The following is a 26,357-nucleotide window of genomic DNA, read 5'->3' on the forward strand; positions in this document are numbered from 1 at the left end:
GGGCCGCTCGACGGGCCGGGCCGTGCCCGACATGCGGGGCCGCTCGACGGGCCGGGCCGTGCCCGACAAGCCGGGCCGCTCGACGGGCCGGGCCGTGCCCGACAAGCCGGGCCGCTCGACGGGCCGGGCCGTGCCCGACAAGCCGGGCCGCTCGACGGGCCGGGCAGCGAGGGCACCCGCGGATGGGACAGAGCTGATTGCGGAAGGTCTCTAGAGTTTCGCGGCGTGGGCATCTATCTGGTCTCTGTCAGCGCTGCCAACTGGGCGGGTGATGAGTGCGGGCCGCTGCTCGACGAGGCACTCGGCGCCCGGGGCCGGCCGCCCTATCCGGGGCCGCCGGCCGGTGCCGCGGACTTCGAGGAGAAGCTGATCCCGCCGATGGATGCCTTCGCCGAGGTGTGCGAGCGGCACGACGTCGGCGACGTCCTGGACGCGTCGCTGATCGTGCCGGTGGACTTCGCCGGATTGGTCGAGTTGCCGGTGGCGTCGTCCTACAGCGACGTGACGAACGTGATCAGCGCGCAACGGCTGCGGGCGGCGCTGGACCCGATCGTGGCCGAGACCGGCCTGCCCGGTGACCTGCCGACCGGCCCGCTGGCGCTGACCCGCGCGATAGAGGACCCGCTGCTCTTCTACGTGGCGCTGTTCCGGCAGGCCGCCGAGCACTCGCTGCGGCACGGCTGCCCGCTGACCTACGTCTGAGCGAGTCCGGCGAGCCGGTCGATCGAGGCCAGCAGCTTGTCACTGGTGTTGGCCTCGGCCCGGGGGACGCGGCGTTCGTCGGTCAGGCCGGTCCAGTCGTAGGTGTGGGTGACCCGGGTCAGCGCGGGGCCGAGTGGTTCGAGCTCCCACCGCCACAAGTGCCCCGGGGTGTCCTTGCCGACCTCGGACGGCTTCCAGGCGATGAGCCGGCCCTCCTCGAACTCGACGACGTGGTTCTCCCGCCGGTCTCCGGTGGTGATCGTCATGACGAAGACGTCGCCGGCGGCCTGTACCCGCTGGCCGGGATCGGCCGAGGCCAGGTTGGCGTTGCCGTCCCATTCCGGCTGCCGTGCCGGGTCGGCGATCAGTTCGAAGATCCGCCCGGCCGGGGCCTCGATGTCCCGGGCGGCGGTGACGATGCGCGTGGTCATGCCCTCCATCGAAGCAGGTCGTGCCGACCGCTGAAGGCCCGGCCGATCGCGGGCCGCCGGAAGCCGGCGAGCTTTCCCGGTCAAGGTCTGCCCGCATCGACGGGTGATCTTGCGCGGTTCCGCCCGGCGGGGAAGCTGCTTCAAGGCTTCACCCTGTACGCGGTCAATCCCCTCTGCCGCGCGATGCTTCCCGCCCATTTTCGGACTGTCACACCGGTAACGCACGCGGCCGAGGCCGGGAATGTCGCATTAGCGAAGATCGACCCCCGCCCACCTCGTAGATCTTGCACGGTTTTCCACATTCGCGGCGATCTTGCACGACCTTTCACGTCCGGGTGTGCTTTGTCGTGCAAGATCCACTGCGCCGAGGAGACCTTGCAGCCTTCTTCCCGTGGGGACACGGAAAGGGCTGCAAGATCGTCGCGAGAATGAAAATTCGTGCAAGATCCGCGGGCGGCAGGCGGCAGGAGACGAGCGACGGGCGGCGGGCAGCGGGAGACGGACGACGGGAGACGGACGACGGGAGACGGACGACGGGAGACGGACGACGGGAGACGAGCGACGAGCGACGAGCGACGGGCAGTAGGCGACAGGCAGTAGGCGACGGGCAGTGGGCGACAGGCAGTAGGCGACGGGAGACGGACCGTGCGCGACAAGCCGTGCGCGACAAGCCGTGCGCGACAAGCCGTGCGCGACAAGCCGTGCGCGACAAGCCGTGCGCGACAAGCCGTGCGCGACAAGCCGTGGGCGACGGGAGACGGGCGACGAGCCGCGGGCAGGCGATGCCTAGCAGCCTCGGACTTGGATTACCGGGGTGAACAGTTCCTCGGTTGTCTCGCCGTCGGAGCCGTTGAACACCACGTCGCCTACGCCGTAGCCCGGTTGCAGCTGCCAGCGGTAGCTGCCGCCGGTGACTCCGGTCAGCGGCTCGATCCCCTCGACCTCGGCCCATGACCAGTCCGCGCCGGTCGAGCGGTACAGCACGTCGTTCTCGATCATGTAGTCGGCGCCGAGGCCGGCTGGGACCTCCAGGACCGCGTATCCGGTCTTCGGGTCGGAGTCGGTGTCGATGAAGACGTGGCGGTAGCCGAAGTCCTCGGCGAACGTGGCCTTGAAGATCACGGTTCGCCCGTTGGAACACGCCGAGTAGTCGGCGATCGGCTTTCCGGGCGCCGCCGTGGCGGGCCGCGACGATTTGCGGACCGAGGACGGGGAGAGTTTCGCCGGGCGCGGGGCGGCGGTGGTGGCGCCGGCTGACGGTCCGTCGAAGGACGGTGGGAGCACCGGTGGGAAGCCTTCGGCCACCTCGATCGGCGCGAACTTCGGCGCGCCGGTGTCGCCGATCACGGCCCGGTAGACGACGGCCAGCACGGCGACGACGAGCGCAAGAGCTCCCCCGGCCACGGCGAGCGGCCACTTCGAACGGGGCGCACCGTCAGCACTCACGGTAACTCCAAATTGTCTTAAATGATGTTCGATGTCCGACGGCACGGTACACCGGGAACGTTCCCAATCGATATTCGGTCCCATGATCCGCCGCAACCGGACGGAGACCATCACGCACCGTGTTGGCGATCACCGGGGCGGGAGCCGGGCCGAAGTCATCGGTGAGCCCGAAACGCGGGCCCCGTACCGCCGAAAGGGTTTGCTCTTGCGCCAGCTTCTCCGCAGCCTCGCCGTGACCGCTCTCCTCGCCCCCGCCGTCGCCGGCGCCCTGACGATGATCGCGACCCCGGCCGAGGCAGCCCCGGCGAAAGCCTCGGAGCAGACGCTGCAGACCGAGGTCAACCGGCTCACCAACATCGAGCGCACCAAGCGTGGCTGCGGTGCCCTGAAGGTGAACGCGCAGCTGACCACCGCGGCCCGCGGGCACAGCGCGTACATGGCGAAGACCGGCACGTTCTCGCACACCGGCAGCGGCGGTTCGTCGTTCGTCGCCCGGGCCAAGGCCACCGGGTACGGCAAGCCGTCCGCCGAGAACATCGCGTGGGGTTACCAGACCGCCGCGTCGGTGGTGGACGGCTGGATGAACAGCCCGGGCCACCGCGCGAACATCCTCAACTGCAAGTCGAAGTCGGTCGGCGTGGGTGTCGTCTACTCGGCGAGCGGCACCCCGTACTACACCCAGGACTTCGGTTACTGATTCCGCCGACAAGCGTGCCCCGCCCGGGGCACGCTTGTTCTTCGTTATCGGATTGCATACTGTACTCCCCATAACGCATACACATCCGTGTGCAAACAGGGGGTGGCCCATGCGAGTTGCAGTGCTCGGAGCCGGTGCCATCGGCGCCTATGTCGGCGCCGCGCTGTGCCGGTCCGGAGCCGACGTCCATCTGATCGCCCGCGGGGCGCACCTGGCCGCGCTGCGGGCCCACGGGGTGAGGGTGCTCAGCCCACGCGGAGACTTCTCCGCACATCCGCACGCCACCGACGATCCGACGACGGTCGGCCCGGTGGACTACGTCTTCCTCGGCCTCAAGGCGCATTCGTACGCCTCGGCCGGTCCCCTGCTGGCGCCCCTGCTCGGCCCGGAGACGGCTCTGGTCGCCGGGCAGAACGGCATTCCGTGGTGGTATTTCCACAAGTTGCCCGGGCCGTACGAGGGGCAGCGGATCGAGGCGGTGGACCCGGACGGCGAGACCTCCGCGGTGATGGCGCCGGAACGGGCGATCGGCTGCGTGGTCTACCCGGCCACGGTGATCAAGTCGCCGGGCGTGATCCAGCATCTGGAGGGCACCCGGTTCTCCATCGGCGAGCCGGACGGCACGGTGTCGCAGCGGTGCCGGTGGTTCAGCGAGGCGATGATCGCCGGCGGCCTGAAGTGCCCGGTCGAGCCCCGGCTGCGCGACGACATCTGGATCAAGCTGATGGGCAACGCCTCGCTCAACCCGATCAGCGCGCTCACCCGGGCCACCATGGTCGAGATCTGTGAGAGTGCCGGGACCCGCCGGGTCGTCGAGCTGATGATGGAGGAGATCCTCGACATCGCCGCCCGGGTCGGCAGCACCCCGGAGATCTCCATCGCGAGGCGGCTCGACGGCGCGCAGCGGGTCGGGCACCACAAGACCTCGATGCTCCAGGACCTGGAAGCCGGCAAACAACTGGAACTCGACGCCGTGGTCGCCGCGGTGGTCGAGATGGCCGACATCACCGGAGCGCCGGCCCCGACGCTGCGCACCGTCCACGCGGCAACCGACCTGCTGGCCCGGACCATGGTCAAGCGGGCGCCGATCATCCCCACGCCGGCTCCGGCGTGACCCGTTTCTCGGAGGTCTGAACCCATGCCGAAGATCCCCTGTATGGACGCGGTCGTCGCGGTGCTCGCGTCGGAGGGCGTGGACATCGCGTTCGGCTGCCCGGGCGCCGCCATCCTTCCGCTCTACGCGGCGCTGCGGCGCAGCGAGATCAAACACCTGATCGTCCGGCACGAGGAGGGCGCCACCCACATGGCCGACGGCTGGGCCCGCACCAACGGCCGGGTCGGCGTGGCCATCGGCACCTCCGGGCCGGCCGGCACCAACATGATCACCGGGCTGTACACCGCGCACGCCGACTCCATCCCGATGCTCTGCATCACTGGTCAGGCGCCGACCGGCAAGCTGCATCAGGAGGCGTTCCAGGCGGTGGACATCGTGGAGATCGCCAAGCCGGTCACGAAGTGGGCGGTGCAGGTCAAGGAGGCCGCCCAGGCGCCGTGGATCTTCCGGGAGGCGTTCCGGATCGCCCGTTCCGGCCGGCCCGGGCCGGTGCTGATCGACCTGCCGATCGACGTGGCACGGCAGGAGATCGAGTGGGACGCCTCGATCGACGCGCCGCTGCCGGTGCCCCGGGTCGAGCCGCACCCGCCCCGGGTGGAACGGGCGCTCGACATGCTGCTGGCCGCCGAACGCCCGCTGATCCTGGCCGGTGGCGGGGTGATCATCGACGAGGCGACCGGGCTGTTGCGGGAGGTCGCCGAGGCCCTGGACATCCCGGTGCAGGTGACCCTGATGGGCAAGGGCGCGCTGCCCGAGGACCACGACCTGTTCGCCGGGATGACCGGCATCCAGACCACCCAGCGCTGGGGCAACGCGTCCTTCCTGGAGTCCGACCTGGTGCTCGCGGTCGGCGCCCGCTTCGGCGACCGGCACACCGGTGACCTGGAGACCTATCGCGGCGACCGGCGGTTCATCCACGTCGACATCGAGCCGACGCAGCTCGGCAAGGTGTTCGGGCCGGACCTCGGCGTGGTGTCGGCGGCCGGGCCGTTCCTGGCGGCGCTGCTCGACGCGGCCCGGCGGCGCGGTGTCCGGCGTGACCGCGGCGCCTGGGTGTCGACGGTCCGTGGGCTGCGCGAGACGCTGGGCCGCCGGGACGATTTCGACACGGTCCCGATCAAGGCGCCCCGGGTGTTCCGGGAGATCAACGAGTTCTTCGGCCCGGACACCTACTTCGTCACCGCGATCGGGCTCTACCAGATCTGGTCCGGGCAGTTCCAGCGGGTGTTCAAGCCCCGGCACTACCAGGTCTGCGGCCAGGCCGGGCCGCTGGGCTGGGAGATCCCGGCGGCGATCGGGGTCAAGTCGGCGCGGCCGGATGCCGAGGTGGTCGGCGTGGTCGGTGACTACTCGTTCCAGTTCCTGGTCGAGGAGCTGGCCGTCGCCGCCCAGTACGACATCCCGTTCGTGCTGATCATGCTGAACAACGAGTACCTCGGGCTGATCCGCCAGGCGGAGATCGGCTACGACATGAACTACGAGGTGGACATCCACTACGACCAGCAGGGCACCGACAACGTCAAGATCATGGAGGCGTACGGGTGTGCCGGGCGCCGTGTGCACGAGCCGGGTGAGATCGCCGACGCCCTGGCCTGGGCCAGCAAGGAGGCCCGCCGTACCAGCCGGCCGGTGCTGGTCGAGGTGATGATCGAGCGCGAGGCGAACACCGCGCACGGCCTGTCCATCGCCGCGGTGAAGGAGTTCGAGTAGCACGTCAACGGCCGCAGGGGTGGACGGTTCCGGCCGTCGACCCCTGCGGCCGATCCGTCATTGCATCTCGGCGACTGTATGCTATAGCCCAGCTCGATCGTTTCTCGCCGCCTTTCGTTTATCGCAGCCGGAGGTATTCCCATGACCGATCGGAGAGGCGCGACCTCGCCAGCCGGCGCGCGACGTTCACTGGGCGGGGCCCGGGCGGCACGACAGCCCCTGGAGCGGCCCGCGCCCCTGCGCCAGGCGGTCTACGACGCCCTGGCCGAGATGATCATCAATCGGGAGCTCCAGCCGGGTGAGCACCTGGTCGAGAACGAGCTGGCCGCCCACCTCGGGGTGAGCCGCCAGCCGGTCCGCGAGGCCCTCCAGCGGCTGCACAACGAGGGCTGGGTCGACCTGCGGCCGGCGCTCGGCGCGTTCGTGCACGTGCCCACCGAGGAGGAGGCCGACCAGCTGCTCAGCACCCGCACCCTGCTGGAGGCGGAGTCGGCGCGGCTGGCCGCCAAGAACGCGACGCCCGAGCAGGTCGAGCGGCTCCGCGAGCTGCAGCGGGCCGGTGAGCAGGCGCTCAGCGAGGACAGTCAGGTGGCGCTGGTCGAGGCCAACGCGGCGCTGCACGCGCACCTGGTCGACATGTCCGGCAACAAGGTGCTGGCCCAGCTGATCGCGATGGTGGACCGGCGGACCCGGTGGTATTACTCGCCGATCGCCCGGACCCGTGGCCGCGAGGCGTGGGACGAGCACGCGGCCCTGATCGAGACGATCGCCGAGGGCAACAGCAGGCGGGCCGGCGAGCTGATGCGCAAGCACACCGAGCGCACTCGGGAGTCGTACCACCAGCGGCGCAGGGAGTCCGGCGAGCCGGACCCCCTGGGCTGACCTACAGTTTGATCGATTTCTTGTTCATGAACTCCTCGATGCCGGCCGGGCCCAGCTCCCGGCCCATCCCGGAGCGTTTGATCCCGCCGAAGGGCAGGTCGGCCTGCGATCCGCCGGCGCTGTTCAGGTAGACCATGCCGGACTCGATCTGCCCGGCCACCCGGCGCAGCCGCTGCGGGTCGGTACCCCACACGCTGGCCCCGAGGCCGAACGGGGAGTCGTTCGCGATCGCGATGGCCTCCTGCTCGGTCTCGGCCCGGAAGACCAGCACCACCGGGCCGAAGACCTCCTCGTGGTAGAGGTCCATGTCCGGGGTGACGTCGGTGAGCACGGTCGCCTCGAACCAGGCGCCGGGCCGGTCGATCCGGCGTCCACCGGTGCGCAGCCTCGCGCCCTGCCTGATCGCGGCCTCGACCTGGCCGGCCACCTCGTCGGCGGCCGCGATCGACGCCAGCGGTGGCAGCTTGCTGGCCGGGTCGTTCGGGTCGCCGGGCACGAAGGTCTCGGCCACGTACGCGGTGAGCCGGTCCACGAACTCGTCGTAGAGATCGGCCAGCACGATCATCCGCTTCGGCGCGTTGCAGGACTGGCCGCAGTTGCGCATCCGGGTGGTGGCGGTGGCCCGTACCAGATCGTCGATGTCGTCGGTGTCCAGCACGATCAGCGGGTCGGAGCCGCCGAGCTCGAGGACCGCCTTCTTCAGGTTCCGGCCGGCCTCGGCGGCCACCGCGATGCCGGCGCGTTCGCTGCCGGTCAGTGACACGCCCTGGATCCGCGGGTCGGCGAGCATCATCGGGATCTGGGCGCTGGCGGCGAAGACGTTGACGTACGCGTCGGCGGGCACCCCGGCCTCGTGCAGGATCCGCTCGATGGCCAGGGCCGATCGCGGGCAGGCCGACGCGTGCTTGAGCAGGATGGTATTGCCGAGCACCAGGTTCGGGGCCACGAACCGGGCCACCTGGTAGCAGGGGAAGTTCCACGGCATGACGCCGAGCAGCGGCCCGATCGGGTTCTTGGTGATGACGGCCGCGCCGCCCCTGATCTCCAGCGGCTCGTCGGCCAGCAGGGTGGCGGCGTTGTCGGCGTAGTACCGGAAGATGTCGACGACCACGCCGATCTCGCCGCGGCCCTCGTTGATCCGCTTGCCCATCTCCAGGGTCATCGTGGCGGCCAGCTCGTCGGCGCGGGCGGCGAACAGGCCGGCGGCGCGGGCCACGATCGCGGCCCGCTCGGCGACCGGCCGGCGCCGCCACGACTGGTATCCGTGATGGACCCGCCCGATGGCCTCCCGGATCTCGTCGTCGGTGCTGTTCTCGATCTTCTCGATCAGTTCGCCGGTCGCGGGGTCGGTCACTGTGTACATGTGAGCCTCCGTCTTCTACCAGGGCTGGACATACGTCCGGCAGCGGCGATCGCTCGCCGCTGCCGGATCGGCCGTGCTCAGCGCTGGACCGTGATGCCCTTCGGGTTGAGGTGCGCGATGTTGCCGCTCTCGGTGCCGTCGGCGGGGTCGATCACGCAGTCGATCAGCGCCGGCTTGCCGAGCGCCAGCGCCTCGCGGAGGGCGGCGGTGACCTCCTCGGGGGTGGTCGCCCGGTAACCCTTGCCGCCGAACGCGGCGATCATCAGGTCGTGCCGGGCCTGGAGTGCGGTCGGGGCCGGGTCGCCTGATTCGGAGGCGGCCGCGTCGCCGCGGTACACCCCGCTGTTGTTCAGCACGACCGTGACGATCGGCAGGTCGTAGCGGCAGATCGTCTCCAGCTCCATGCCGCTGAACCCGAACGCGCTGTCACCCTCGATGGCCACGACCGGGTCGCCGCTCTCCACCGCGGCGGCGATGGCGAACCCGAGTCCGATGCCCATGACGCCCCACGTGCCGCTGTCCAGCCGGTGCCGGGGCACCCGCATCCCGATCGTGTTGCGGGCCAGGTCCAGTGCGTTCGCGCCCTCGTTGACCACGTACGCCCGCGGGTTGTCGTGCAGCACGTCCCGGATGGCCTGGAGCGCGCCGAGGAACTTCATCGGGTGGGCGGTCGCGGCCGCCGCCAGGCGTTTGGCCATCTTGGCGACGTTGTCGGCGGACCGGGCGGCGAGCTCGTCGCGCCACGGGGCCGGCACCGTGATCCGGCCCGGCCCGGTCCGCTCGATCAGGGCCTCGAGGACCGAGCCGACGTCGCCGACCAGCGGCGCGGCGATGGGCTGGTTGCTGTCCAGCTCGGTGCTGGCGATGTCGACCTGGATGAATTTGACGTCCGGGTTCCACTGTGGGGCGTCGCCGTGCCCGAGCAGCCAGTTCAGCCGGGCGCCGACCAGCATCACGACGTCGGCCCGGCGCAGGGCCAGGGACCTGGTGCTGGCCACCGACTGCGGGTGGTCGTCGGGCAGCAGGCCCTTGGCCATCGACATCGGCAGGTACGGGATCCCGGTGCGCTCGACGAACTGGCGGATCTGGTCGTCGGCCTGGGCGTACGCGGCGCCCTTGCCGAGCACGACGAGCGGCCGCCGGGCGCCGGCGAGCAGCTCGATGGCCCGGTCCAGGGCGGCGGGCTCGGGCACCTGTCGCGGCGCCGGGTCGACCACCCGCCACAGCGAGGCCGCGCCCAGATCGGCGTCGATGACCTCGCCGAGGACGGCGGCCGGGATGTCCAGGTAGACCCCGCCGGGCCGGCCGGACACCGCGGTGCGGATCGCGCGGGCCACGCCACGGCCGATGTCCTCGGCCCGGTGTACCCGGTAGGCCGCCTTGCAGAACTGCCGGGCCGCCGCCAGCTGGTCCATCTCCTCGTAGTCACCGCGCTGCAGGTCGACCAGGTGCCGCTCGCTGGAGCCGGAGATCTGCACCATCGGGAAGCAGTTGACGGTGGCGTTGGCCAGCGCGACCAGCCCGTTGAGGAAGCCCGGCGCGGACACGGTCAGGCAGATGCCGGGTTTGCGGGTCAGGAATCCGGCCGCCGCGGCGGCGTGCCCGGCGGCGCTCTCGTGCCGGAAGCCGACGTAGCGGATGCCCGACGCCTGGGCCAGGCGGGCCAGGTCGGTGATCGGGATGCCGACCACCCCGTAGATGGCCTCGACCTCGTTGAGCTTGAGCGCGTCGACGACCAGATGGATCCCGTCGGTGAGCTTCTGCGGGCCGACGGTGTCGCCGGCATCTGTTTCCCGGAGTGATGCGATGGTCATGATCCGAGCCCTCCATGGTCGCGCGACTGCGGCATGTATCACCCTCCTCGGTACCGGTGATTGCATACCGTATGGGGTACACACTAATCGTGGACCATGGTGCGGCAGGGTGTCCAGTGGGGCGGTGGCTTTGGTCACTAGATCGTTTATTGTATACCGAAGCCTGTATGCTGGAGTTGCGTCTCAGGCAAGACCGACAAGCAGGAGTGATGTAGTCATGACCACGTGGCGGAAGTTCACCCGTACCCTGAACCGCCTCACCGACCGGCTGGCACTGCCGTCCGGCTCCCCCGCCGACGGCCGCACCCTCGGGCTCGGCCTGGCGGCCGCGCTGGAGAACCAGCGTCGGGCCGCCCGGCCGAGCGACGAGGAGATCGCGCGTTTCCTCAGCGGCTCCGCCCCGGAGGAAGGCCTGATCAACGCCTGACGATCAGGCCGGCTGCTCCTCCCGCTCACTTCTGCGGGACTTGATTAGGCTGGCGACGGTGGTGATGATCAACGTGCCGACGATGACACCGAGCGAGACGGTGATCGGCACCGCCGGCGCCCAGGACACCCCGTCGTGGTGCGCCGCCTCCAGCATCAGCTTGACGCCGATGAAGGCCAGGATGAACGCCAGGCCCTTGCTGAGGTAGACCAGCCGGTCCAGCAGCCCGCCGAGCAGGAAGTAGAGCTGCCGCAGACCCATCAGCGCGAAGGTGTTCGCGGTGAACACCAGGTACGGCTCCTGGGTCAGCCCGAAGATCGCCGGGATCGAGTCGAGCGCGAAGAGCAGGTCGGTGGTGCCGATCGCGACCATCACGATCAGCATCGGCGTCACCATCCGCCGGCCGTCCACCCGGACCAGCATCGACGCGCCCCGGTAGGACTCGGTGGTCGGCAGGAACCGTTTCGCCGTGCGGAGGGCGAAGTTCTCCGAGAACTCGTCCTCCTGCTGCGGCCCGACCAGCTTCACCGCGGTGTAGATCAGGAACGCCCCGAACAGGTAGAACAGCCAGTCGAAGCGGGCCACCGCCGAGGCGCCGGCGGCGATGAACAGTCCCCGCATCAGCAGCGCCAGCACGATGCCGATGAGCAGCACCTTCTGCCGGTACTTCACCGGCACCGCGAACCGGCTCATGATGATGATGAAGACGAACAGGTTGTCGACGCTGAGCGAGTACTCGGTGAGCCAGCCGGCGAAGAACTGCCCGCCGTACCCGGGCCCGTAGGTCCCCATCAGCAGGAACCCGAAGGCGACCGCCGCCAGCACGTAGAAACTCACCCAGGCGACGCACTCCCGGAAGGACGGCTCCCGGGGGTTCCGGGCGACCAGGTAGAAGTCGAAGGCGATCATCGCGACGAAACCGATGATCGTCACGGCCCACACCCAGAACGGCAGATTCATCAGGCTCCCTTTGATCGGGCGGCGGCCCGGGCCCGGCGGCGGGTCTCTCGCGCCTTCCACTGGGCCTCGGCGTGCCGCAGGTAGAACTGGTAGAGGCGCTCGGCTCGCGGGTTGCCGTGCCGGATCCGGCGCAGCCAGCCCGGCGCCACCCGCTCGTGCAGCCAGCTGAAACCGATCGCGAAGCCGAGGCTCACGATCGCCTGGTAGGCGAGGAAGCCGAGCACGTCCGGCGGCAGCACCGGACGGCCGGTCAGGAGCAGGCCGACCAGCACCTCGTGCGCCAGCCGGGCCAGCGGGAACCCGAGGAGCCAATACAGCGCGGTCGGGGCGAAAACACCGGGTGTGATGACCCCGGCCGCCAGCAGCACCCCGAACCCGCCGCCGAGCAGCGCCAGCGGCAGTCCGAGCGCCACACCGGTGGCCAGGGCCCAGCCGACGGGCTGGCCCGAGATCAAGGCCAGTCCGAGGGCGGCGAACCCGGCCAGCGCGCCGATGCCGGCGCCCGGCAGTGCGAGCTGGCCGAGGTGACGCAGGTTCGCCCCGGTCATCAGATGACCACGCCGAACCGCACCAGGCTGTAGATCAGCATGCCCAGGTAGAACACCGCGCCGAACCCGATCACGACGTTCTGCAGGATGCCGGGACGGATCGGTTTCGGCAGCATCCGGTTGTTGACCAGCAGCAGTACGACGCAGTAAGCGCCCATCGCGAAGGTGGACAGGAAGGCCAGCACGTCGAGGATCGCGCCCGGACCGTCGGCGGGGCCGAAGTTCAGGATCAGGATGCCGAACGTGATGACGCCCCAGAGGAAGCCGGCGTACAGCTTGGACATGCTGAACCGCTTGGCGCCCCGGACGAAGTGGTAGGTCATGTCGGCCTGGCCGCGGGAGAACGAGTCGAACAGGCCGAGGGTGGCGTTCAGCCCGATCAGCGCGATGAACCCGAGGAACACGCCGTGCAGCACGGGCGCGCCGGCCGAGGCGAAGGCGTCGGCCATGGCGGTCAGCGCCACCTCACGGTCGCCGTCGCGGATCAGCTCACCGACGTTCGGGTTGACCCGTACGGCGGTCTGGGCGAGCACCGTGAACGACACCGTGACCAGCATGGTGACGCCCCAGAAGAGCAGCAGGGCGTCGAAGGTCACCCAGCGCCGCCAGCCTTTCCACTTCTTCATCTCCTCCGGGTTCGCGGTGTCGAACATGAAGCCCCGCGACGGCATCTCCTCCTGCTCGCCGGCATGCCGCAGCCCGCGGATCTGCGGGATGTGCGCGCCCATGCCGGCGCCGGAGTCACGCAGGTGCAGCGTGTACCACATCTGCTGCATGCCGGACGGTCCGGCGAAGGCGATCGCGCCGACGATGACCGGGAACCAGGTCGCCGACATCGCCTCGTCGGGCAGGTAGCCGAAGTGGAACATGCCACCGAGCGTCGAGGTGACGTCGGCCCACCGGCCGACCAGTGACGCGACGATCGACGTGCTGACCACGAGCAGCCCGATCAGCAGGCCGAGCAGGCTCTCCAGCAGCGGGTAGATCACCTTGGCCAGGCTGAACAGCACACCGACCAGGATCAGCCCGACGCACGCCGTGACGGTCCAGGGGATGCCGGTGACCTGCTCGAAGGCGGCGGCGCCGGTGGACAGATGCCCTGGCCAGATGTAGACCAGGATCGCCGTGACGAAGAAGAACCACATGAGCGGTTTGAAGACCCGCGCGGCGCCGAAGAAGATGCTCTCTCCGGTCGCCATCGCGTACCGGGCCATCTCCAGCATGACGAAGGCCTGGAGGGTGACGCCGATCAGGAACAGCCACCTGATCTCCGGGCCGAAGATCAGGACCAGACGGGGCCACATGTACGACTCGCCCATGCCCACGCCGAGAGCGACGAGGAACACGGTCGGGCCGAGCAGGTGGATCGAGGGCGGCGCCTTCGGCAGCTCCCGGATCGGCATCGGTTCGAGCCGTCCGGCCCGCCATACTCGCTCGTCGGGAGCGGTGGCAGTGGCTGTTGCGGTCGGTGGTGACGTGCTACTCGGTTCGCTGGGCGAGGGAGAACTGGAAGCCTCCATGGTGGACCTCCTGGGGATTGGCCGCGGAGCGGTCGCTGTGTCGCTAGTGGCCCCTCCAACTACCGGGTGAGGTGGAACTGAGCACGGCTCAGCGGTCGTCCGATCGGCCGCCGAGCAGGCCGGCGGAACGTGCCCACCGGTACTTCGCGCCGAGCACGGCGACGGGCTTCTCCGTGGTGTACGGATAGGCGACGATGCCGTGCCGGTACAGATGTTCGCTGGCCACCTCGACCTCGACGTCGCCGGCGAGCGAGGCGACCACGGGCTTGTCGATGCCCTTGGCCCGGAACTCACTCACGACGTCGACCACGAGTTCGGCGAAGACCATCGGCGGTGTGACGATGGTGTGCCAGTAGCCGAGGATCAGCGAGTGGATGCGCGGGTCGGACAGGCCGAGCGCGATGGTGTTGCGGTAGGTCGACGGCGGTTCGCCGCCGGTGATGTCGATCGGGTTGCCGGCGGCGCCGAACGGCGGGATGAACTTGCGGAACGCCTCGTCGAGGTCGGCCGGGATCTCCATCAGCGTGAGCCGGTTGTCCACGCACGCGTCGGAGAGCAGCACCCCGGAGCCGCCGGCGCCGGTGATGATGACGACGTTCTCGCCCTGCGGGGTCGGTAGCAGCGGGATGCCGCGGGCGTACTCCAGCAGGTCGTTGAGGCCCGGAGCGCGGATCACGCCGCTCTGCCGAAGGATGTCGTCGTAGACCTTGTCGTTGCCGGCCAGCGCGCCGGTGTGCGAGCTGGCCGCCTTGGCGCCCTGGTCGGTGCGGCCGGCCTTGAGCACGAGCACCGGCTTGCTGGCCGAGACCCGTTTGGCGGCGCGGGCGAACGACCGGCCGTCCTTGAGGTCTTCCAGGTGCATGGCGATGAGCTGGGTGTTCGGGTCGCTCTCGAAGAACGTGAGCAGGTCGTCCTCGTCGATGTCGGCCTTGTTGCCGACGCCGACGATCGCCGACACACCCATCTGCGCGGACCGGCTGAAGCCGAGGATGGCCATGCCGATGCCGCCGCTCTGCGAGGAGAGCGCCACACCGCCCTTGACGTCGTACGGCGTGCAGAACGTCGCGGACATGCTCTCCGGGGTGTAGTAGTAGCCGTAGATGTTCGGCCCGAGGATGCGTACGCCGTGGCGGCGGGCGATCCCGAGGACCTCGGCCTGTAGCTCGTGGTTGCCGATCTCGCCGAAGCCGGACGGGATCATGATCGCCCCGGCCACGCCCTTGGCGCCGACCTCCTCCAGGGCGGCCGGCACGAACTTGGCCGGGATCGCGAAGATCGCGACGTCGACCGGGCCGGGCACGTCGGAGATGCTGGCGTACGCCTTGCGGTCCAGGATCTCGGCGGCCTTCGGGTTGATCGGGTAGATCTCGCCCTGGTAGCCGCCGTTGACCAGGTTCTTCATCACCGAGTTGCCGATCTTGCCGGACTCGGCGGACGCTCCGATCACGGCGATCGAGGCGGGCCGCATGATCCGGTTCATGCTGGCCAGGATCTCCTCGTCGGTGAATTGCCCGGGGCGCTGGGCGGCCTTCGGGTCGACCAGGATCCGCACGTCCACCGCGGTCGCGCCGGCCGGGGTGGCCAGCACCGGGTTGAGGTCGACCTCGGCCAGCTCCGGGAAGTCGGTGACCAGGTCGGAGAGCCGGACGATGAGGTCGGACAGGGCCTCCCGGTTCGCCGGCGCCGCCCCGCGTACGCCGCGCAGGATCTCGGCCGAGGCGATGCCGTCGATCATCGACAGCGCGGTGGCGGTGTCGGTGGGGGCGAGCCGGAAGGTGACGTCCTTGAGCACCTCGACCAGCACCCCGCCGAGGCCGAAGGCGACGATCTTGCCGAACGTCGGGTCGGTCACGGTGCCGACGATCACCTCGTGGACCCCGGGCCCGGTGCTGAGCTGTTGCTGCACCTGCACTCCGACGATCGTCGCGTCGGCGTCGTAGGCCCGCGCGTTGGCGAGGATCGTGTCGAAGCCGGCGGCGACCTCGGTGGCCGAGCCGAGCCCGACCAGCACCCCGCCGGCCTCGGTCTTGTGCAGGATGTCCGGCGAGACGATCTTCAGGACCACCGGCAGGCCGATCTTCTCGGCCAGCGCCACCGCCTCGTCGGCGCTGCCGGCCAGGCCCTCGCCGGGGGTGGCGATCCCGTACGCCTCGACCACCAGCCGCCCCTCCGGAGCGGTCAGCGAACTGCGTCCCTCGGCGCCGGCCTGGTCGAGCACCCGGCGTACGGCTTCGCGGTCGTATTTCGACATGTCGTCTCCCTAGTCAAGGACAGTCGTCAGATGACGCCGGCGGCACGCAGGTCGCCGATGCCCTGCTCGGTGAAGCCGAGTTCGCCGAGAACCTGCTCGGTGTGCTCGCCGAGCAGGGGCGAACGCTCGATGTCGACGGTCGAGTCGGACAGCTTGATCGGGTTGCCGACGGTCTTGAACGGGCCCCGTTCGGGGTGGTCGACCTCGACCACCGAGCCCAGCGCGGCCAGGGTCTCGTCCTCGATCAGCTCACGGGTGGACAGCACCGGCCCGCACGGGACGTTGCGGGCGTTGAGCTGTTCCATGACCTGCTGCTTGGTGTGCCGCTCGGTCCACTCCTCGATCAGCGCGAACGCCTTGTCGAGTTTGTGCAGGCGGGCCTGCGGGGTGCTCCAGGCCGGGTCGTCGGCCAGTTCGGGTTTGCCGATCAGGTCGCAGATCGGCTTCCAGCCGACCGGCTGGATGATCACGTAGATGTAGTCGTTGGGCCCGCCCGGGGCGCAGCGCACCGCCCAGCCGGGCTGTCCGCCGCCGGACGCGTTGCCGGAGCGGGGCACCTCGTCACCGAAGTTCTCGTTGGGGTACTCCCCCAGCGGCCCGTGCGCCAGCCGCTGCTGGTCACGCAGCTTGACCCGGCACAGGTTGAGCACGGCGTCCTGCATGGCGACCTGGACCCGCTGGCCCCGGCCGGTACGGGTGCGCTGGTAGAGCGCGGCCAGGATGCCGGCGACCAGGTGGATGCCGGTGCCGGAGTCGCCGATCTGGGCGCCTGTGGCGGTCGGCGGACCGTCCTCGAACCCGGTGGTGCTCATCGCCCCGCCCATCGCCTGGGCGATCACCTCGTACGCCTTGAAGTCGGCGTAACGACCGGGTCCGAAGCCCTTGATCGACGCGTACACCAGGCCGGGGTTGATCTCCTGCAGTTTCTCCCAGGGGAAGCCGAAGCGCTCGACGACGCCCGGCCCGAAGTTCTCCACCAGGATGTCCACGCCGGACACCAGCCTGGTGAAGATCTCCTTGCCCTCCGGGTGCTTCATGTTGAGGGTGATGCTGCGTTTGTTGGCGTTCAGCATCGTGAAGTAGAGGCTGTCCACGCCGGGGATGTCCCGGAGCTGGGAGCGGGTGATGTCACCCTGTCCCGGCGCCTCCAGTTTGATGACGTCCGCGCCCAGCCACGCGAGCAGCTGCGTGGACGAGGGACCGGACTGCACATGTGTCATGTCGAGGACCCGAACGCCCTCAAGTGCCTTACCCATGAGCGAGCCTCCTGTGTGCGCCACCGCTGCTGGTGGTGCTGATCCGCGGTCAGCTTCTGGGATTGCATACCGTATGGGGTAGGCAATATCGTGGCGCATGTAACAGCCAGGTGTCTAGAGGGTCGCGGAACGTTTTCCGCGCTCGGCACCTCATTCGCATCCGGTCCCGATTTCCTCCTGAAGGGAGGCCCGGTGGATCTGTTGGAACACCAGGCACAGGAACTCTTCGCCAAGCACGGCGTACCGGTCAGCCGCAGCCGGGTCGCCGCCACACCCGAGGAGGCGTACGCGGCCGCCGCCGACATCGGCGGCCGTGTGGTGGTGAAGGCCCAGGTCAAGACCGGTGGCCGGGGCAAGGCCGGCGGTGTCCGGCTGGCCGACGGACCGGACGACGCCCGCGAGGTCGCGGCCGCGATCCTCGGCATGGACATCAAGGGCCACACCGTCCACAAGGTGCTGATCACCGAGGCCAGCGACATCGTCGAGGAGTACTACGTGTCGCTGCTGCTCGACCGGTCCAACCGGACGTTCCTCGCGCTCGCCTCCCGCGCCGGCGGCGTCGAGATCGAGCAGGTCGCCGCCGAGAACCCGGACGCGCTGGCCCGGCTCGACGTGAACCCGGACGCCGGGCTCGGCTGGGAAGACGCGCTGCGGCTGGCCGCCGGCGCCGGGCTGCCCGACGACGTACGCGACCTGGCCGCCACCGTCCTGGTCCGGCTGTGGAACGTGTTCCGCGCCGAGGACGCCACCCTGGTCGAGATCAACCCGCTGGCCAAACTCGCCGACGGCACCGTGCTCGCGCTGGACGGCAAGGTGACCCTGGACGACAACGCCCGCTACCGCCAGCCCGGCCACCCGCAGTTCGTCGACGTGACCAGCACCGATCCCCTCGAAGGCCGGGCCGCCGCCAAGAACCTCAACTACGTCAAACTCGACGGCTCGGTCGGGGTGATCGGCAACGGCGCCGGCCTGGTGATGAGCACCCTGGACGTGGTCGCCTACGCCGGCGAGCGGTACGGCGGGGTCCGGCCGGCGAACTTCCTCGACATCGGCGGCGGCGCCTCGGCACAGGTGATGGCAGACGGTCTGGAGATCATTCTGGGCGATCCGGACGTCCGCAGCGTCCTGGTCAACGTCTTCGGCGGGATCACCGCCTGCGATGCCGTCGCCGACGGCATCGTCCAGGCGATCGGCCTGCTCACCGATGCGGGCGAGACGATTTCAAAACCGGTTGTGGTACGGCTGGACGGCAACAACGCAGCGCGGGGGCGCCGGATCCTCGCCGAGGCGGCACTACCCGGAGTGATCAGCTCGGACACCATGGACGGCGCGGCCCGGCTCGCCGCCGAACTCGCCGGCAAGGGGGCGTGACCATCATGGCAATCTTCCTCACCGACAAGAGCCGGGTGCTGGTCCAGGGCATCACCGGCGCCGAAGGCACCCGGCACACCCGCCGGATGGTCGCCGCCGGCACCAACATCGTCGCCGGGGTCACCCCCGGCAAGGGCGGCCAGGACGTCGACGGGATCCCGGTCTTCGGCAGCGTCGCCGAGGCCGTCGAGGCGACCGGCGCCGACACCTCGGTGGTCTTCGTGCCGCCGCGCTTCGCCAAAGCCGCGGTGATCGAGGCGATCGACGCGCGGCTCGCCCTGGCCGTGGTGCTCACCGAAGGCATCCCGGTGCACGACACCGCCGCGTTCTGGGCTCACGCCCAGGCCGCCGGGGACACCACCCGCATCATCGGGCCGAACTGTCCCGGACTGATCAGCCCCGGACTGTCCAACGCCGGCATCATCCCCGCCGACATCACCACCCGCGGGCGGATCGGCCTGGTCAGCAAGAGCGGCACACTGACGTACCAGATGATGTATGAATTGCGGGATCTCGGTTTCTCCACCTGTGTCGGCATCGGCGGCGACCCGATCGTCGGCACCACCCACATCGACTGCCTCCAGGCGTTCCAGGACGATCCGGAGACCGAGGCGATCGTGATGATCGGCGAGATCGGCGGCGACGCCGAGGAACGCGCCGCCGACTACATCCGCGAGCACATCAGCAAACCCGTGGTCGGCTACATCGCCGGGTTCACCGCGCCCGAAGGTAAGACCATGGGGCACGCCGGCGCGATCGTGTCCGGATCGTCGGGAACCGCGGCGGCCAAACAGAAGGCCCTGGAAGCAGCAGGTGTCCGGGTCGGCCGGACGCCGTCGGAGGCGGCCGCCCTGATGCGCGAGACGTTACCGGCACGCTGACCGGCCCGCTCGCGGCGCCGGGCCGGCCGGACCACCCCTCCGGCGGGCCGGCCCGTACGCGCCGAGCCGCCGGCAGCGTCGGTCCGGGCGGAGGCCGCCGCCTCCGCCCGGATCTCGCACGCCGTTCACATCCGGCCGGCGTTTACGTCAGGCCGGCGCTTTACGTCACGCCGCCTGCGTCAGGCCGGCGTTTTGCGTCAGCGCAGCGCTTTGCGTCAGGCCGGCGTCTTTGTCAGGCCGGCTGGCCGGTGTCTTTGTCAGGCCGGCTGGCCGGTGCGGCGCAGGACGCGGTGGGCGCCGGTGTACACGTTCATCGACGTGCCGCGCAGGAACCCGATCAGGGTGAGGCCGGCGTCGGCGGCCAGGTCGGCGGCGAGCGAGGACGGCGCGGAGACCGCGGCGAGCGCCGGGATCCCGGCCATCACCGCCTTCTGCACCAGCTCGAACGACGCCCGCCCGCTGACCATCAGGATCGTGTCACGCAGCGGCAGCCGGCCGTCACGCAGCGCCCACCCGACGGCCTTGTCGACGGCGTTGTGCCGGCCGACGTCCTCCCGCAGGCAGAGCAGACGCCCGTCGGCGGAGAACAGCCCGGCGGCATGCAGGCCACCGGTGCGGTCGAAGACCCGCTGCGCGGCGCGCAGCGTGCCGGGCAGGGCGGTGATCACCGCCGGGTCGAGCCGGACCGGATCGTCACGGACCGACCAGGACGCGACGGTACGCACAGCGTCCAGACTCGCCTTGCCACACAGCCCGCACGACGAGGTGGTGTAGAAGTTACGTTCCAGCGACGGGTCGGGCGGCGCCATCCAGGAGGCCAGCACCACGTCGACCACGTTGTAGGTGTTCACCCCGTCGGCGGTGGCGCCCAGGCAGTACCTGATCCCGGCGATCTCCCCGGCCGCCCGGACGACACCCTCACTGACCAGGAAACCGGCCGCCAGATCGAAGTCGTCGCCGGGCGTGCGCATGGTCACCACCAGGGACTTCCCGTTCACCCGGATCTCCAGCGGCTCCTCGGCGGCCAGAGTGTCGACGGGTTCGGCGGCCACCCCGTCGACGATCCGTGTCACCCGGCGCCTACTCGTCACGCGTCCCATCCCGCCACACCTCTCCTCACGGCTTCATTCACCTTCTCCACCCGACGGCCTTCCGGCGGCCCATCCGACGGCCTTCCGGCGGCCCGTCTGGTCATGGCGTGGACGGCAGTTGCACCGGGGCTGGGCGGGGCTGGCGCATCCAGCGGGTCAGCGCCGCGCCGAGCAGGCCGAGACAGCCGGCCGCCACGAACGGGAGGGCCGAGTCCGGGTTCGTCACCACGAAGCCGGCGAGCGCGACCCCGGCCACTCCGCCGACCGCCTTGCCGCTGTAGACGATGCCGTAGTTCGCCACCGTCGCGTCGTCGCCGAACCAGTCGCGGACCAAGCTCACCAGCAGCGAATAGCCGGCGCCGGCGCCCGCTCCGGCCAGCGCGGCGAAACACACCAGCGCGACCGGGTGATTGTCGTTGCGGGCGGCCGCGAGCAGCCCGAACTGGGCCACGCCACCGGCCAGCAGGGACAGGCCGAGGGTGGCGCGACGGCCGATCCGGTCGGCCAGCGAGCTGGTCACCGCCCGGCCCAGGCCGTTCGAGGCGGCCAGCGCGGCCATCGCGGCGACCAGGGTCGCGGCCGATAGCCCCCGGACGTATCCGGCGCCGGCCAGGTAGGCGATGTCGAACAGGGCCATCGCCGCGGTGAGCACCACCACCACGAACATCATCGGGAGCATGCCGCTGCGCATCGCGGCCATCGGCGGGTACGGGCGGGCGGCCGGCCGGTTGTGCGCGATGCTGCGGTTGAGGCGCCGGTCGAGGGCCCAGCGTTGCGGGTCGATGTGTTCCGGCCACCAGTTGCGCGGCGGTCTGCGCATCAGCAGCCCGCAGGCCGCCACCACCGCGAAGACGACCACTGCCGCGATGTCGAGCACGGCCGTCCGGTTCGCCGGGGTGAGCAGGTGACCGGCGACGACGACGAACGGGATCGCGCCGTAGCCGAACGCGGCGCCGACCATGGCCACCCGGGACGCCAGCCGCTCGGGGAACCACTCGGTGACCGTGGCGATGCAGGTCATGTAGATCAGGCCGGCGCCCAGACCGCCGAGCAGCGAGTAGCCGAGCAGGACGGTGGCCAGGTCGCCGCGGTGCGCCAGGGTGACCAGCGCGGTCAGGCAGCAGACGGCGCCGGCGAGCATCGTCACGCCCGGGCGCACCCGCTGATACAGCCATCCGCCCAGCGGGGAGCCGGCCGCCTGCGCGACCACCCACAGCCCGAGAACGCCGAGCGCCTGCCACACGCTCCAGCCGTTCGCGGTGGCCAGGGTGGGCAGGGCGGCGCCGTAGCCGTACTGGAAAAGGCTGATCGAAAGCATCGCGAACCAGGGCAGCCCGGCCATCCAGGATCGTGACCGTCCGAGCAGGAGCCGGTCGCTCTCGCCGATCCGGTAGCGACGGCCGTAGAAGTCGCTGACCTCGCGCACTGTCCTGGGGTGGGGATCCGTCATCTGGCACCTCCGACCGATCATCGTATACAGTATGTGGAATGCATATTGTCCACCCCGGGACGGGGAACTGTCCAGGATCGGGACATCGCTTCGGCAGATGACGAGGAGCCGGGATGAGCGACCTGCGTGGGCTGTTTCCACTTGCTGATCGACAGGCGGCCGGCGCGGTGACCGCCGTCGGCTGGCAGCGGGCCCGGCGGCTCGCCCGGGATGCGGGCCACCCGCTGCCCGCAGTCGAACTGCCGCTCGGTGAGGCGATCGGAGCGACGCTCGCCGAGCCGCTTGTCGCGCTCTCGCCGTTGCCCGCCTACGACGCGGCCGCCATGGACGGGTTCGCTGTCGCCGGTCCCGGCCCGTGGCGCATCACCGGCCGTGTGCTGGCCGGTGACCCGGTCCTGCCACCCCCGCTGTCGCCCGGCAACGCCATCGAGATCGGCACCGGCGCGGTGGTCCCGGCCGGCGCCGACGCGGTGCTGCCCTACGAAGGCGCGTCGCGTTCGGGCCGTGCGCTGACCGGCGGGGTCTCCCCCGGCCGGCACATCCGCCGCCGTGGTGAGGACTGCCCAGCCGGTCAGGAGGTGCTCGCCGCCGGTGCCGTGGTCAGTCCCGTGCTGCTCGGGCTGGCGGCCGGTCTCGGGCACGACACGCTCACCGTGCACCGCCGTCCCCGGGTCGGGACCGTGGTCACCGGGGGTGAGCTGCGGCGCAGCGGGATCCCCGCGGCGGGCCAGGTCCGTGACGCGATCGGGCCGATGCTGCCCGGCCTGATCCGGGCGGCCGGAGCCGAGCCGGCCTGGGAGACCCGGATGCCCGACGATCCCGACGCGATGGTCGACGCGCTGCTACGCCGCGACGCCGATGTGCTGGTGGTCTGCGGAGCCACCTCGGCCGGGGCCGCCGACCACCTGCGCGGGGCGCTCGACCGGCTGGCCGCGCGGGTTTCGATCCACGGTGTCGCCTGCCGGCCCGGTCATCCGCAACTGTTCGCGACAATGCCGGACGGACGCTTCGTCGTCGGGCTGCCGGGCAACCCCTTCGCCGCTCTGGTCGCCGCGTTGACCCTGCTCACACCGTTGCTCGGCCGGCTGGCCGGGCGGTCCGCACCGCCGTCGCCGACCGCCGCCCTGGCCGGGCCGGTGACACCGCACGACCGGGACACCCGTCTGGTGCCGGTGACCCTGATCGGCTCGACGGCCCGGCCCGTCGGTCACGACCGTCCGGGTTCGTTGTGGGGCGCCGCCGGGGCGGACGCGCTCGCAGTGGTGCCACCGGGCTGGACGGGCGGCCAGGTCGAACTGCTCGCGCTACCCGCCGGCACCTGGCCCGCCGCAACCATCCCGGTCGCCGACGCCGCCCGCCCGGTCGCCGGCGCACTGCACTGACTCAACGACGGGCCGCAACCTGACAGACCGCCACAATGCCGGGAAGCCGCCGTTCGGTGGCACCCCGATCAGCCGATCTTGTGAAGTTCCGGGGCGCAGGGGCGTGCCGCAAATCAACAAGATCGGCGAGTGGGCCGCGAGCGGGTGCGGGCCGACACAGCCGTGCCCGGAACCGATCCTGTGAACTTCGGCCAGACTCGAGTTTCGCCATTTTGCGCAGCGACATCGCCGGTCAGGGTCGACGCTGGGGTGAATCTTGCATCCGTCCTGGCCAGCGTGATCCTCAGCGAGCTCCGCAAGATCACCGTGAGGTCTGACGACCTTGGGCGGCCGTCCGGAGGCGATGCCAGGAGCGGGCCGCCGAGAGCGGGTCCGGCGGCCTCAGCGACGGCCGGCGCACACGTTCGCCGGGCCGGAGCGATGGTCAGCGCACACGTTCGCCGGGCCGGAGCGGTGGTCAGCGCACACATTCGCCGATCGTGTGCGCCTGCTTCGCTCCGACGGGGACGGGCGCACACGTTGTGTCGTCCGTGTGCGCCTGCCGTCGTCCCGGCGAGGGTGGAATCGCACGTTGCCGCATTGTGTGCGCTGGTCGTCGCGCGCCGGCGACCACGCCGGGCCGGTCGCCGGCGACCGAAACGAACAGCCTTCCTGTCGCGGAGGGCAAGGTTCGTCGATGCCCCTTCCCGCGGTCTATCCCGACGGACACCCGGTGCGCTGTCACCTCGGGCAGCGGCGTCCACAGGGCTGGCGCGACCGACGCAAACGATCCCCACATGGCGAAACTCGAGCGCGACAGACGTGTACCGCAAATCAACAACATCGGCGGGTGAGGCGGCGCGCGGCGCAGGCCGAAAAGCGGCCGCAGGCCGAAAAGCGGCCGCAGGCCGAAAAGCGGCCGCAGGCCGAAAAGCGGCCGCAGGCCGAAAAGGGCTGCGGGCCGAAAAGGGCTGCGGGCCGAGAAGGGCTGCGGGCCGCGTCTCGGCGGGTCGGAGGGACGGCACTCGCCCCCGGCCGACGAGACGCGGCCCCGCCTCTGCGGGCGCCCGGCTGACGGCGCCCGCCGAACAAACGCGAAGCGGCCGGCCGGTGCGCTGGACGGCTGGTCAGCGCACCGGACCGGGCGGTCAGCGTGGGGATCGGCCGGAGAGCTGTTCGACCAGTTTCAGCAGGGCGCTGTGGTCGAGACCGCCGTCGCCCTGTGCCTTCAGGGCGGCGATCAGCTGCGCCACCGCCGCCCCCAGCGGAATCACCACCCCCGCCTCCCGGGCCGCCGACGTGACGATACCCATGTCCTTGTGGTGCAGGTCGATGCGGAAACCGGGTTCGAAGGTGCGGGCCAGCATCCCGGCGGCTTTGCGGTCCAGGATCCGGTTGCCGGCCAGCCCGCCGGCGAGCACCCGGACGGCCGCTTCGGTGTCCACTTCGTAGGCTTCGAGGAAGACGATGGCTTCGGCGACGAGTTCGATGGTGCCGGCCACGATCAGCTGGTTGGCGGCCTTCACGGTCTGGCCGGCGCCGTGCGGGCCGACGTGCACCACTGTCGCGCCGACCACCTCCAGGATCGGCAGCGCCGCCTGGAAGTCCTCGGCGTCACCACCGACCATGATCGACAGGCTGCCCTCGATCGCGCCCGCCTCGCCCCCGCTGACCGGGGCGTCCAGGACCCGTACCCCCAGAGGTTTCGCCGCGGCGGCGACCTCGCGTGAGGTCCTGGGCGCGATGCTGCTCATGTCGATGTGCAGCAGGCCGGGCCGGGCGTGGGCGAGGATGCCCTGCTCGCCGAGGGCGACCGTCTCGACGTCGGCCGAGTCGCGGACCATCGTGACGACGACGTCGGCTTTCGCCACCACGTCGGCGATGCTCGCGGCGATCCGCCCGCCGGCCTGGGTGAGGAAGCCGTTGCGGGGTGCGACCACGTCGTACCCGATCAGGTCGAATCCGGCTTTGGCCAGGTTGACGGCCATCGGGCCGCCCATGATCCCGAGTCCGATGAAACCGACTGTCGTCATGCCGGGGTTCCTTTCGTCGCGGCGCGGCGGTGGCGGGGCAGCCAGTCGAAGCCGGGGCCGGTCGCGACGTATTCCAGGCTGACCCAGCCCTGGTAGCCGGCCTGTTCGAGGCGGCTCAGGTGGCCGTCGATGTCGATGTCGCCGGTGCCCGGCTCGTGCCGGCCGGGGGCGTCGGCGATCTGCACGTGCCCGATCCGGTCGAGGTGTTCGGCGAGGACCTTGGCCAGGTCGTCGCCGTTGACGGTCAGGTGGTAGAGGTCGGCGAGCAGCTCCAGGTTCTGCGCGCCGCGTTCGGAGCGGACCCGGTCGAGCACGGCGACGACGTCGGCGGCGGTGCGCAGCAGGTAGGGGAACGGCCCGCTGACCGGTTCGACCAGCACCGTGCCGCCGATCCGGGCCACCGTGTTCGCGGCGAAGGCCAGGTTCGCGACGGCGGTGTCGTCCTGCAGTTCGCGGGTGATGAACGGGATCCGGTTGCCGTACAGGGCGTTGAAGGACCGGCAGCCGGTGGCGGCGCCGATCATCGCGACCAGTTCGACGTTGTCGCGGAACTCGGCGGAGTGCGCGGGTGAGGACAGCACGCCCCGGTCGCCGCCGGGCATGTCGCCGGCGAAGAAGTTGAGGCCGATCAGGCGTACGCCGGCGTCGTTGACCGCGTCGAGGAACGCCCGCACGTCCGGGTCGGGCGGCACCGCGGCGGCGAACGGCCACCAGAACTCGACCGCGTCGAATCCGGCCGCCTTCGCCGCCGCCGGCCGCTCCAGCAGAGGCAGCTCGGTGAACAGGATCGAGCAGTTCACGGCGTAGCGGAGGTGATGTGCGGGCACGTGTTCTCCCTAGGGTCGGGTGAGCAGCAGCAGGGTGGCGGCCAGCGCGAGCGGGTCGAGGGTCTCCGGTTCGGCGTCGACGCGCCGGATCAGTTCGGCGCGCATCCGTGGGTCCCAGAACGTCCGGACGTGCTCGGCGATGGCGGCCGCGGCGGTGTCCAGCCCCTGGTGGCGGAACTGGACGGCGATGTCGTTGATCATCCGGACCTGCGGGGACACCGG

24 protein-coding genes are annotated in these 26,357 nt (G+C 70.5%); 10 read left to right on the plus strand and 14 right to left on the minus strand.

Annotated features, from left to right (window positions below):
• Together AB0E94_RS43280 and AB0E94_RS43285 are read left to right on the plus strand one after the other, a co-directional pair.
• Positions 1-214 (plus strand): hypothetical protein (locus AB0E94_RS43280; RefSeq protein WP_360339166.1); only part of this gene is annotated, 214 nt, incomplete at its 5' end.
• Between the two features lie 11 nt (positions 215-225).
• On the plus strand, positions 226-702 hold the full coding sequence (locus AB0E94_RS43285; RefSeq protein ID WP_360339169.1) for a hypothetical protein: 477 nt from the start codon (positions 226-228) through the stop codon (positions 700-702).
• On the opposite strand, the gene AB0E94_RS43290 is transcribed toward AB0E94_RS43285, so the two are convergent.
• Both AB0E94_RS43290 and AB0E94_RS43295 read right to left on the minus strand, forming a co-directional pair.
• Positions 693-1,133, minus strand: a complete 441-nt coding sequence (locus tag AB0E94_RS43290; protein WP_360339172.1) for an SRPBCC family protein — start codon at positions 1,131-1,133, stop codon at positions 693-695. The two genes, AB0E94_RS43285 and AB0E94_RS43290, sit on opposite strands and share 10 nt — an antisense overlap.
• Positions 1,134-1,919: 786 nt before the next feature.
• Complete coding sequence (locus AB0E94_RS43295) at positions 1,920-2,579, minus strand: hypothetical protein (RefSeq protein WP_360339175.1); 660 nt, start codon at positions 2,577-2,579, stop codon at positions 1,920-1,922.
• A gap of 205 nt (positions 2,580-2,784) precedes the next feature.
• On the opposite strand from AB0E94_RS43295, the gene AB0E94_RS43300 reads away from it, so the two are divergent.
• The 4 genes from AB0E94_RS43300 to AB0E94_RS43315 all read left to right on the plus strand — a co-directional run bounded on the left by AB0E94_RS43300 (position 2,785) and on the right by AB0E94_RS43315 (position 6,982).
• Complete coding sequence (locus tag AB0E94_RS43300) at positions 2,785-3,276, plus strand: CAP domain-containing protein (protein WP_360339178.1); 492 nt, start codon at positions 2,785-2,787, stop codon at positions 3,274-3,276.
• Positions 3,277-3,385: 109 nt separating this feature from the next.
• Positions 3,386-4,390, plus strand: a complete 1,005-nt coding sequence (locus AB0E94_RS43305) for a 2-dehydropantoate 2-reductase (protein WP_360339181.1) — start codon at positions 3,386-3,388, stop codon at positions 4,388-4,390.
• Between the two features lie 24 nt (positions 4,391-4,414).
• Positions 4,415-6,100 (plus strand): glyoxylate carboligase, encoded by a 1,686-nt coding sequence (gcl, locus tag AB0E94_RS43310; RefSeq protein ID WP_360339184.1) that lies wholly within the window; start codon positions 4,415-4,417, stop codon positions 6,098-6,100.
• 141 nt (positions 6,101-6,241) lie between these two features.
• Positions 6,242-6,982, plus strand: coding sequence for a GntR family transcriptional regulator (locus AB0E94_RS43315; RefSeq protein WP_360339187.1), 741 nt, complete (start codon positions 6,242-6,244; stop codon positions 6,980-6,982).
• A 1-nt stretch (position 6,983) separates the two neighbouring features.
• Here AB0E94_RS43315 and AB0E94_RS43320 read toward each other — a convergent pair whose 3' ends face one another.
• Together AB0E94_RS43320 and oxc are read right to left on the minus strand one after the other, a co-directional pair.
• Positions 6,984-8,345: an NAD-dependent succinate-semialdehyde dehydrogenase gene (locus AB0E94_RS43320; protein ID WP_360339190.1), complete on the minus strand. Its 1,362-nt coding sequence runs from the start codon at positions 8,343-8,345 to the stop codon at positions 6,984-6,986.
• Positions 8,346-8,422: 77 nt separating this feature from the next.
• Positions 8,423-10,159, minus strand: coding sequence for an oxalyl-CoA decarboxylase (gene oxc, locus AB0E94_RS43325; protein ID WP_360339193.1), 1,737 nt, complete (start codon positions 10,157-10,159; stop codon positions 8,423-8,425).
• Positions 10,160-10,376: 217 nt separating this feature from the next.
• Between oxc and AB0E94_RS43330 the strand changes: the two genes are divergently transcribed.
• Positions 10,377-10,586 (plus strand): hypothetical protein, encoded by a 210-nt coding sequence (locus tag AB0E94_RS43330; protein ID WP_317793330.1) that lies wholly within the window; start codon positions 10,377-10,379, stop codon positions 10,584-10,586.
• A gap of 3 nt (positions 10,587-10,589) precedes the next feature.
• On the opposite strand, the gene AB0E94_RS43335 is transcribed toward AB0E94_RS43330, so the two are convergent.
• From AB0E94_RS43335 to frc, 5 genes are all read right to left on the minus strand, one after another.
• The gene (locus tag AB0E94_RS43335; RefSeq protein WP_360339197.1) at positions 10,590-11,546 is read right to left on the minus strand and encodes a TerC family protein; all 957 of its coding nucleotides are present in this window, start codon (positions 11,544-11,546) and stop codon (positions 10,590-10,592) included.
• The gene (locus AB0E94_RS43340) at positions 11,546-12,094 is read right to left on the minus strand and encodes a hypothetical protein (protein ID WP_360339200.1); all 549 of its coding nucleotides are present in this window, start codon (positions 12,092-12,094) and stop codon (positions 11,546-11,548) included. Before AB0E94_RS43340 ends, AB0E94_RS43335 begins: the two co-directional genes overlap by 1 nt.
• Positions 12,094-13,497 carry an Nramp family divalent metal transporter gene (locus tag AB0E94_RS43345; RefSeq protein ID WP_360339203.1) on the minus strand — a complete coding sequence of 468 codons (1,404 nt, stop codon included), beginning with the start codon at positions 13,495-13,497 and terminating at the stop codon, positions 12,094-12,096. Before AB0E94_RS43345 ends, AB0E94_RS43340 begins: the two co-directional genes overlap by 1 nt.
• A gap of 205 nt (positions 13,498-13,702) precedes the next feature.
• Complete coding sequence (locus AB0E94_RS43350; RefSeq protein WP_360339206.1) at positions 13,703-15,865, minus strand: acetate--CoA ligase family protein; 2,163 nt, start codon at positions 15,863-15,865, stop codon at positions 13,703-13,705.
• A 26-nt stretch (positions 15,866-15,891) separates the two neighbouring features.
• A complete protein-coding gene (frc, locus tag AB0E94_RS43355; RefSeq protein ID WP_360339209.1) occupies positions 15,892-17,121 on the minus strand; it encodes a formyl-CoA transferase in 1,230 nt (409 codons plus the stop codon).
• A gap of 192 nt (positions 17,122-17,313) precedes the next feature.
• Between frc and sucC the strand changes: the two genes are divergently transcribed.
• Together sucC and sucD are read left to right on the plus strand one after the other, a co-directional pair.
• Positions 17,314-18,492, plus strand: a complete 1,179-nt coding sequence (gene sucC, locus AB0E94_RS43360; protein ID WP_360339212.1) for an ADP-forming succinate--CoA ligase subunit beta — start codon at positions 17,314-17,316, stop codon at positions 18,490-18,492.
• Positions 18,493-18,497: 5 nt separating this feature from the next.
• Positions 18,498-19,373: a succinate--CoA ligase subunit alpha gene (gene sucD, locus AB0E94_RS43365; RefSeq protein WP_360339317.1), complete on the plus strand. Its 876-nt coding sequence runs from the start codon at positions 18,498-18,500 to the stop codon at positions 19,371-19,373.
• A 257-nt stretch (positions 19,374-19,630) separates the two neighbouring features.
• On the opposite strand, the gene fdhD is transcribed toward sucD, so the two are convergent.
• Together fdhD and AB0E94_RS43375 are read right to left on the minus strand one after the other, a co-directional pair.
• Positions 19,631-20,473, minus strand: a complete 843-nt coding sequence (fdhD, locus tag AB0E94_RS43370; RefSeq protein WP_360339215.1) for a formate dehydrogenase accessory sulfurtransferase FdhD — start codon at positions 20,471-20,473, stop codon at positions 19,631-19,633.
• A 91-nt stretch (positions 20,474-20,564) separates the two neighbouring features.
• Entirely contained in the window at positions 20,565-21,914 is a 1,350-nt protein-coding gene (locus AB0E94_RS43375; RefSeq protein ID WP_360339218.1) for an MFS transporter, read from the minus strand.
• A 113-nt stretch (positions 21,915-22,027) separates the two neighbouring features.
• Between AB0E94_RS43375 and AB0E94_RS43380 the strand changes: the two genes are divergently transcribed.
• Positions 22,028-23,296, plus strand: coding sequence for a molybdopterin molybdotransferase MoeA (locus tag AB0E94_RS43380; protein ID WP_360339221.1), 1,269 nt, complete (start codon positions 22,028-22,030; stop codon positions 23,294-23,296).
• A 1,127-nt stretch (positions 23,297-24,423) separates the two neighbouring features.
• On the opposite strand, the gene AB0E94_RS43385 is transcribed toward AB0E94_RS43380, so the two are convergent.
• The 3 genes from AB0E94_RS43385 to AB0E94_RS43395 are packed head-to-tail and all read right to left on the minus strand — an operon-like array spanning position 24,424 to position 26,354.
• Positions 24,424-25,308, minus strand: coding sequence for a 2-hydroxy-3-oxopropionate reductase (locus AB0E94_RS43385; protein WP_360339224.1), 885 nt, complete (start codon positions 25,306-25,308; stop codon positions 24,424-24,426).
• Positions 25,305-26,135: a TIM barrel protein gene (locus AB0E94_RS43390; RefSeq protein ID WP_360339227.1), complete on the minus strand. Its 831-nt coding sequence runs from the start codon at positions 26,133-26,135 to the stop codon at positions 25,305-25,307. Before AB0E94_RS43390 ends, AB0E94_RS43385 begins: the two co-directional genes overlap by 4 nt.
• 9 nt (positions 26,136-26,144) lie before the next feature.
• Positions 26,145-26,354, minus strand: a complete 210-nt coding sequence (locus AB0E94_RS43395; protein ID WP_360339230.1) for a formate dehydrogenase subunit delta — start codon at positions 26,352-26,354, stop codon at positions 26,145-26,147.
• Positions 26,355-26,357: the final 3 nt, after the last annotated feature.

Origin of the sequence: Actinoplanes sp. NPDC026670 (assembly GCF_040638175.1) — a bacterium.
GTDB lineage: Bacteria > Actinomycetota > Actinomycetes > Mycobacteriales > Micromonosporaceae > Actinoplanes.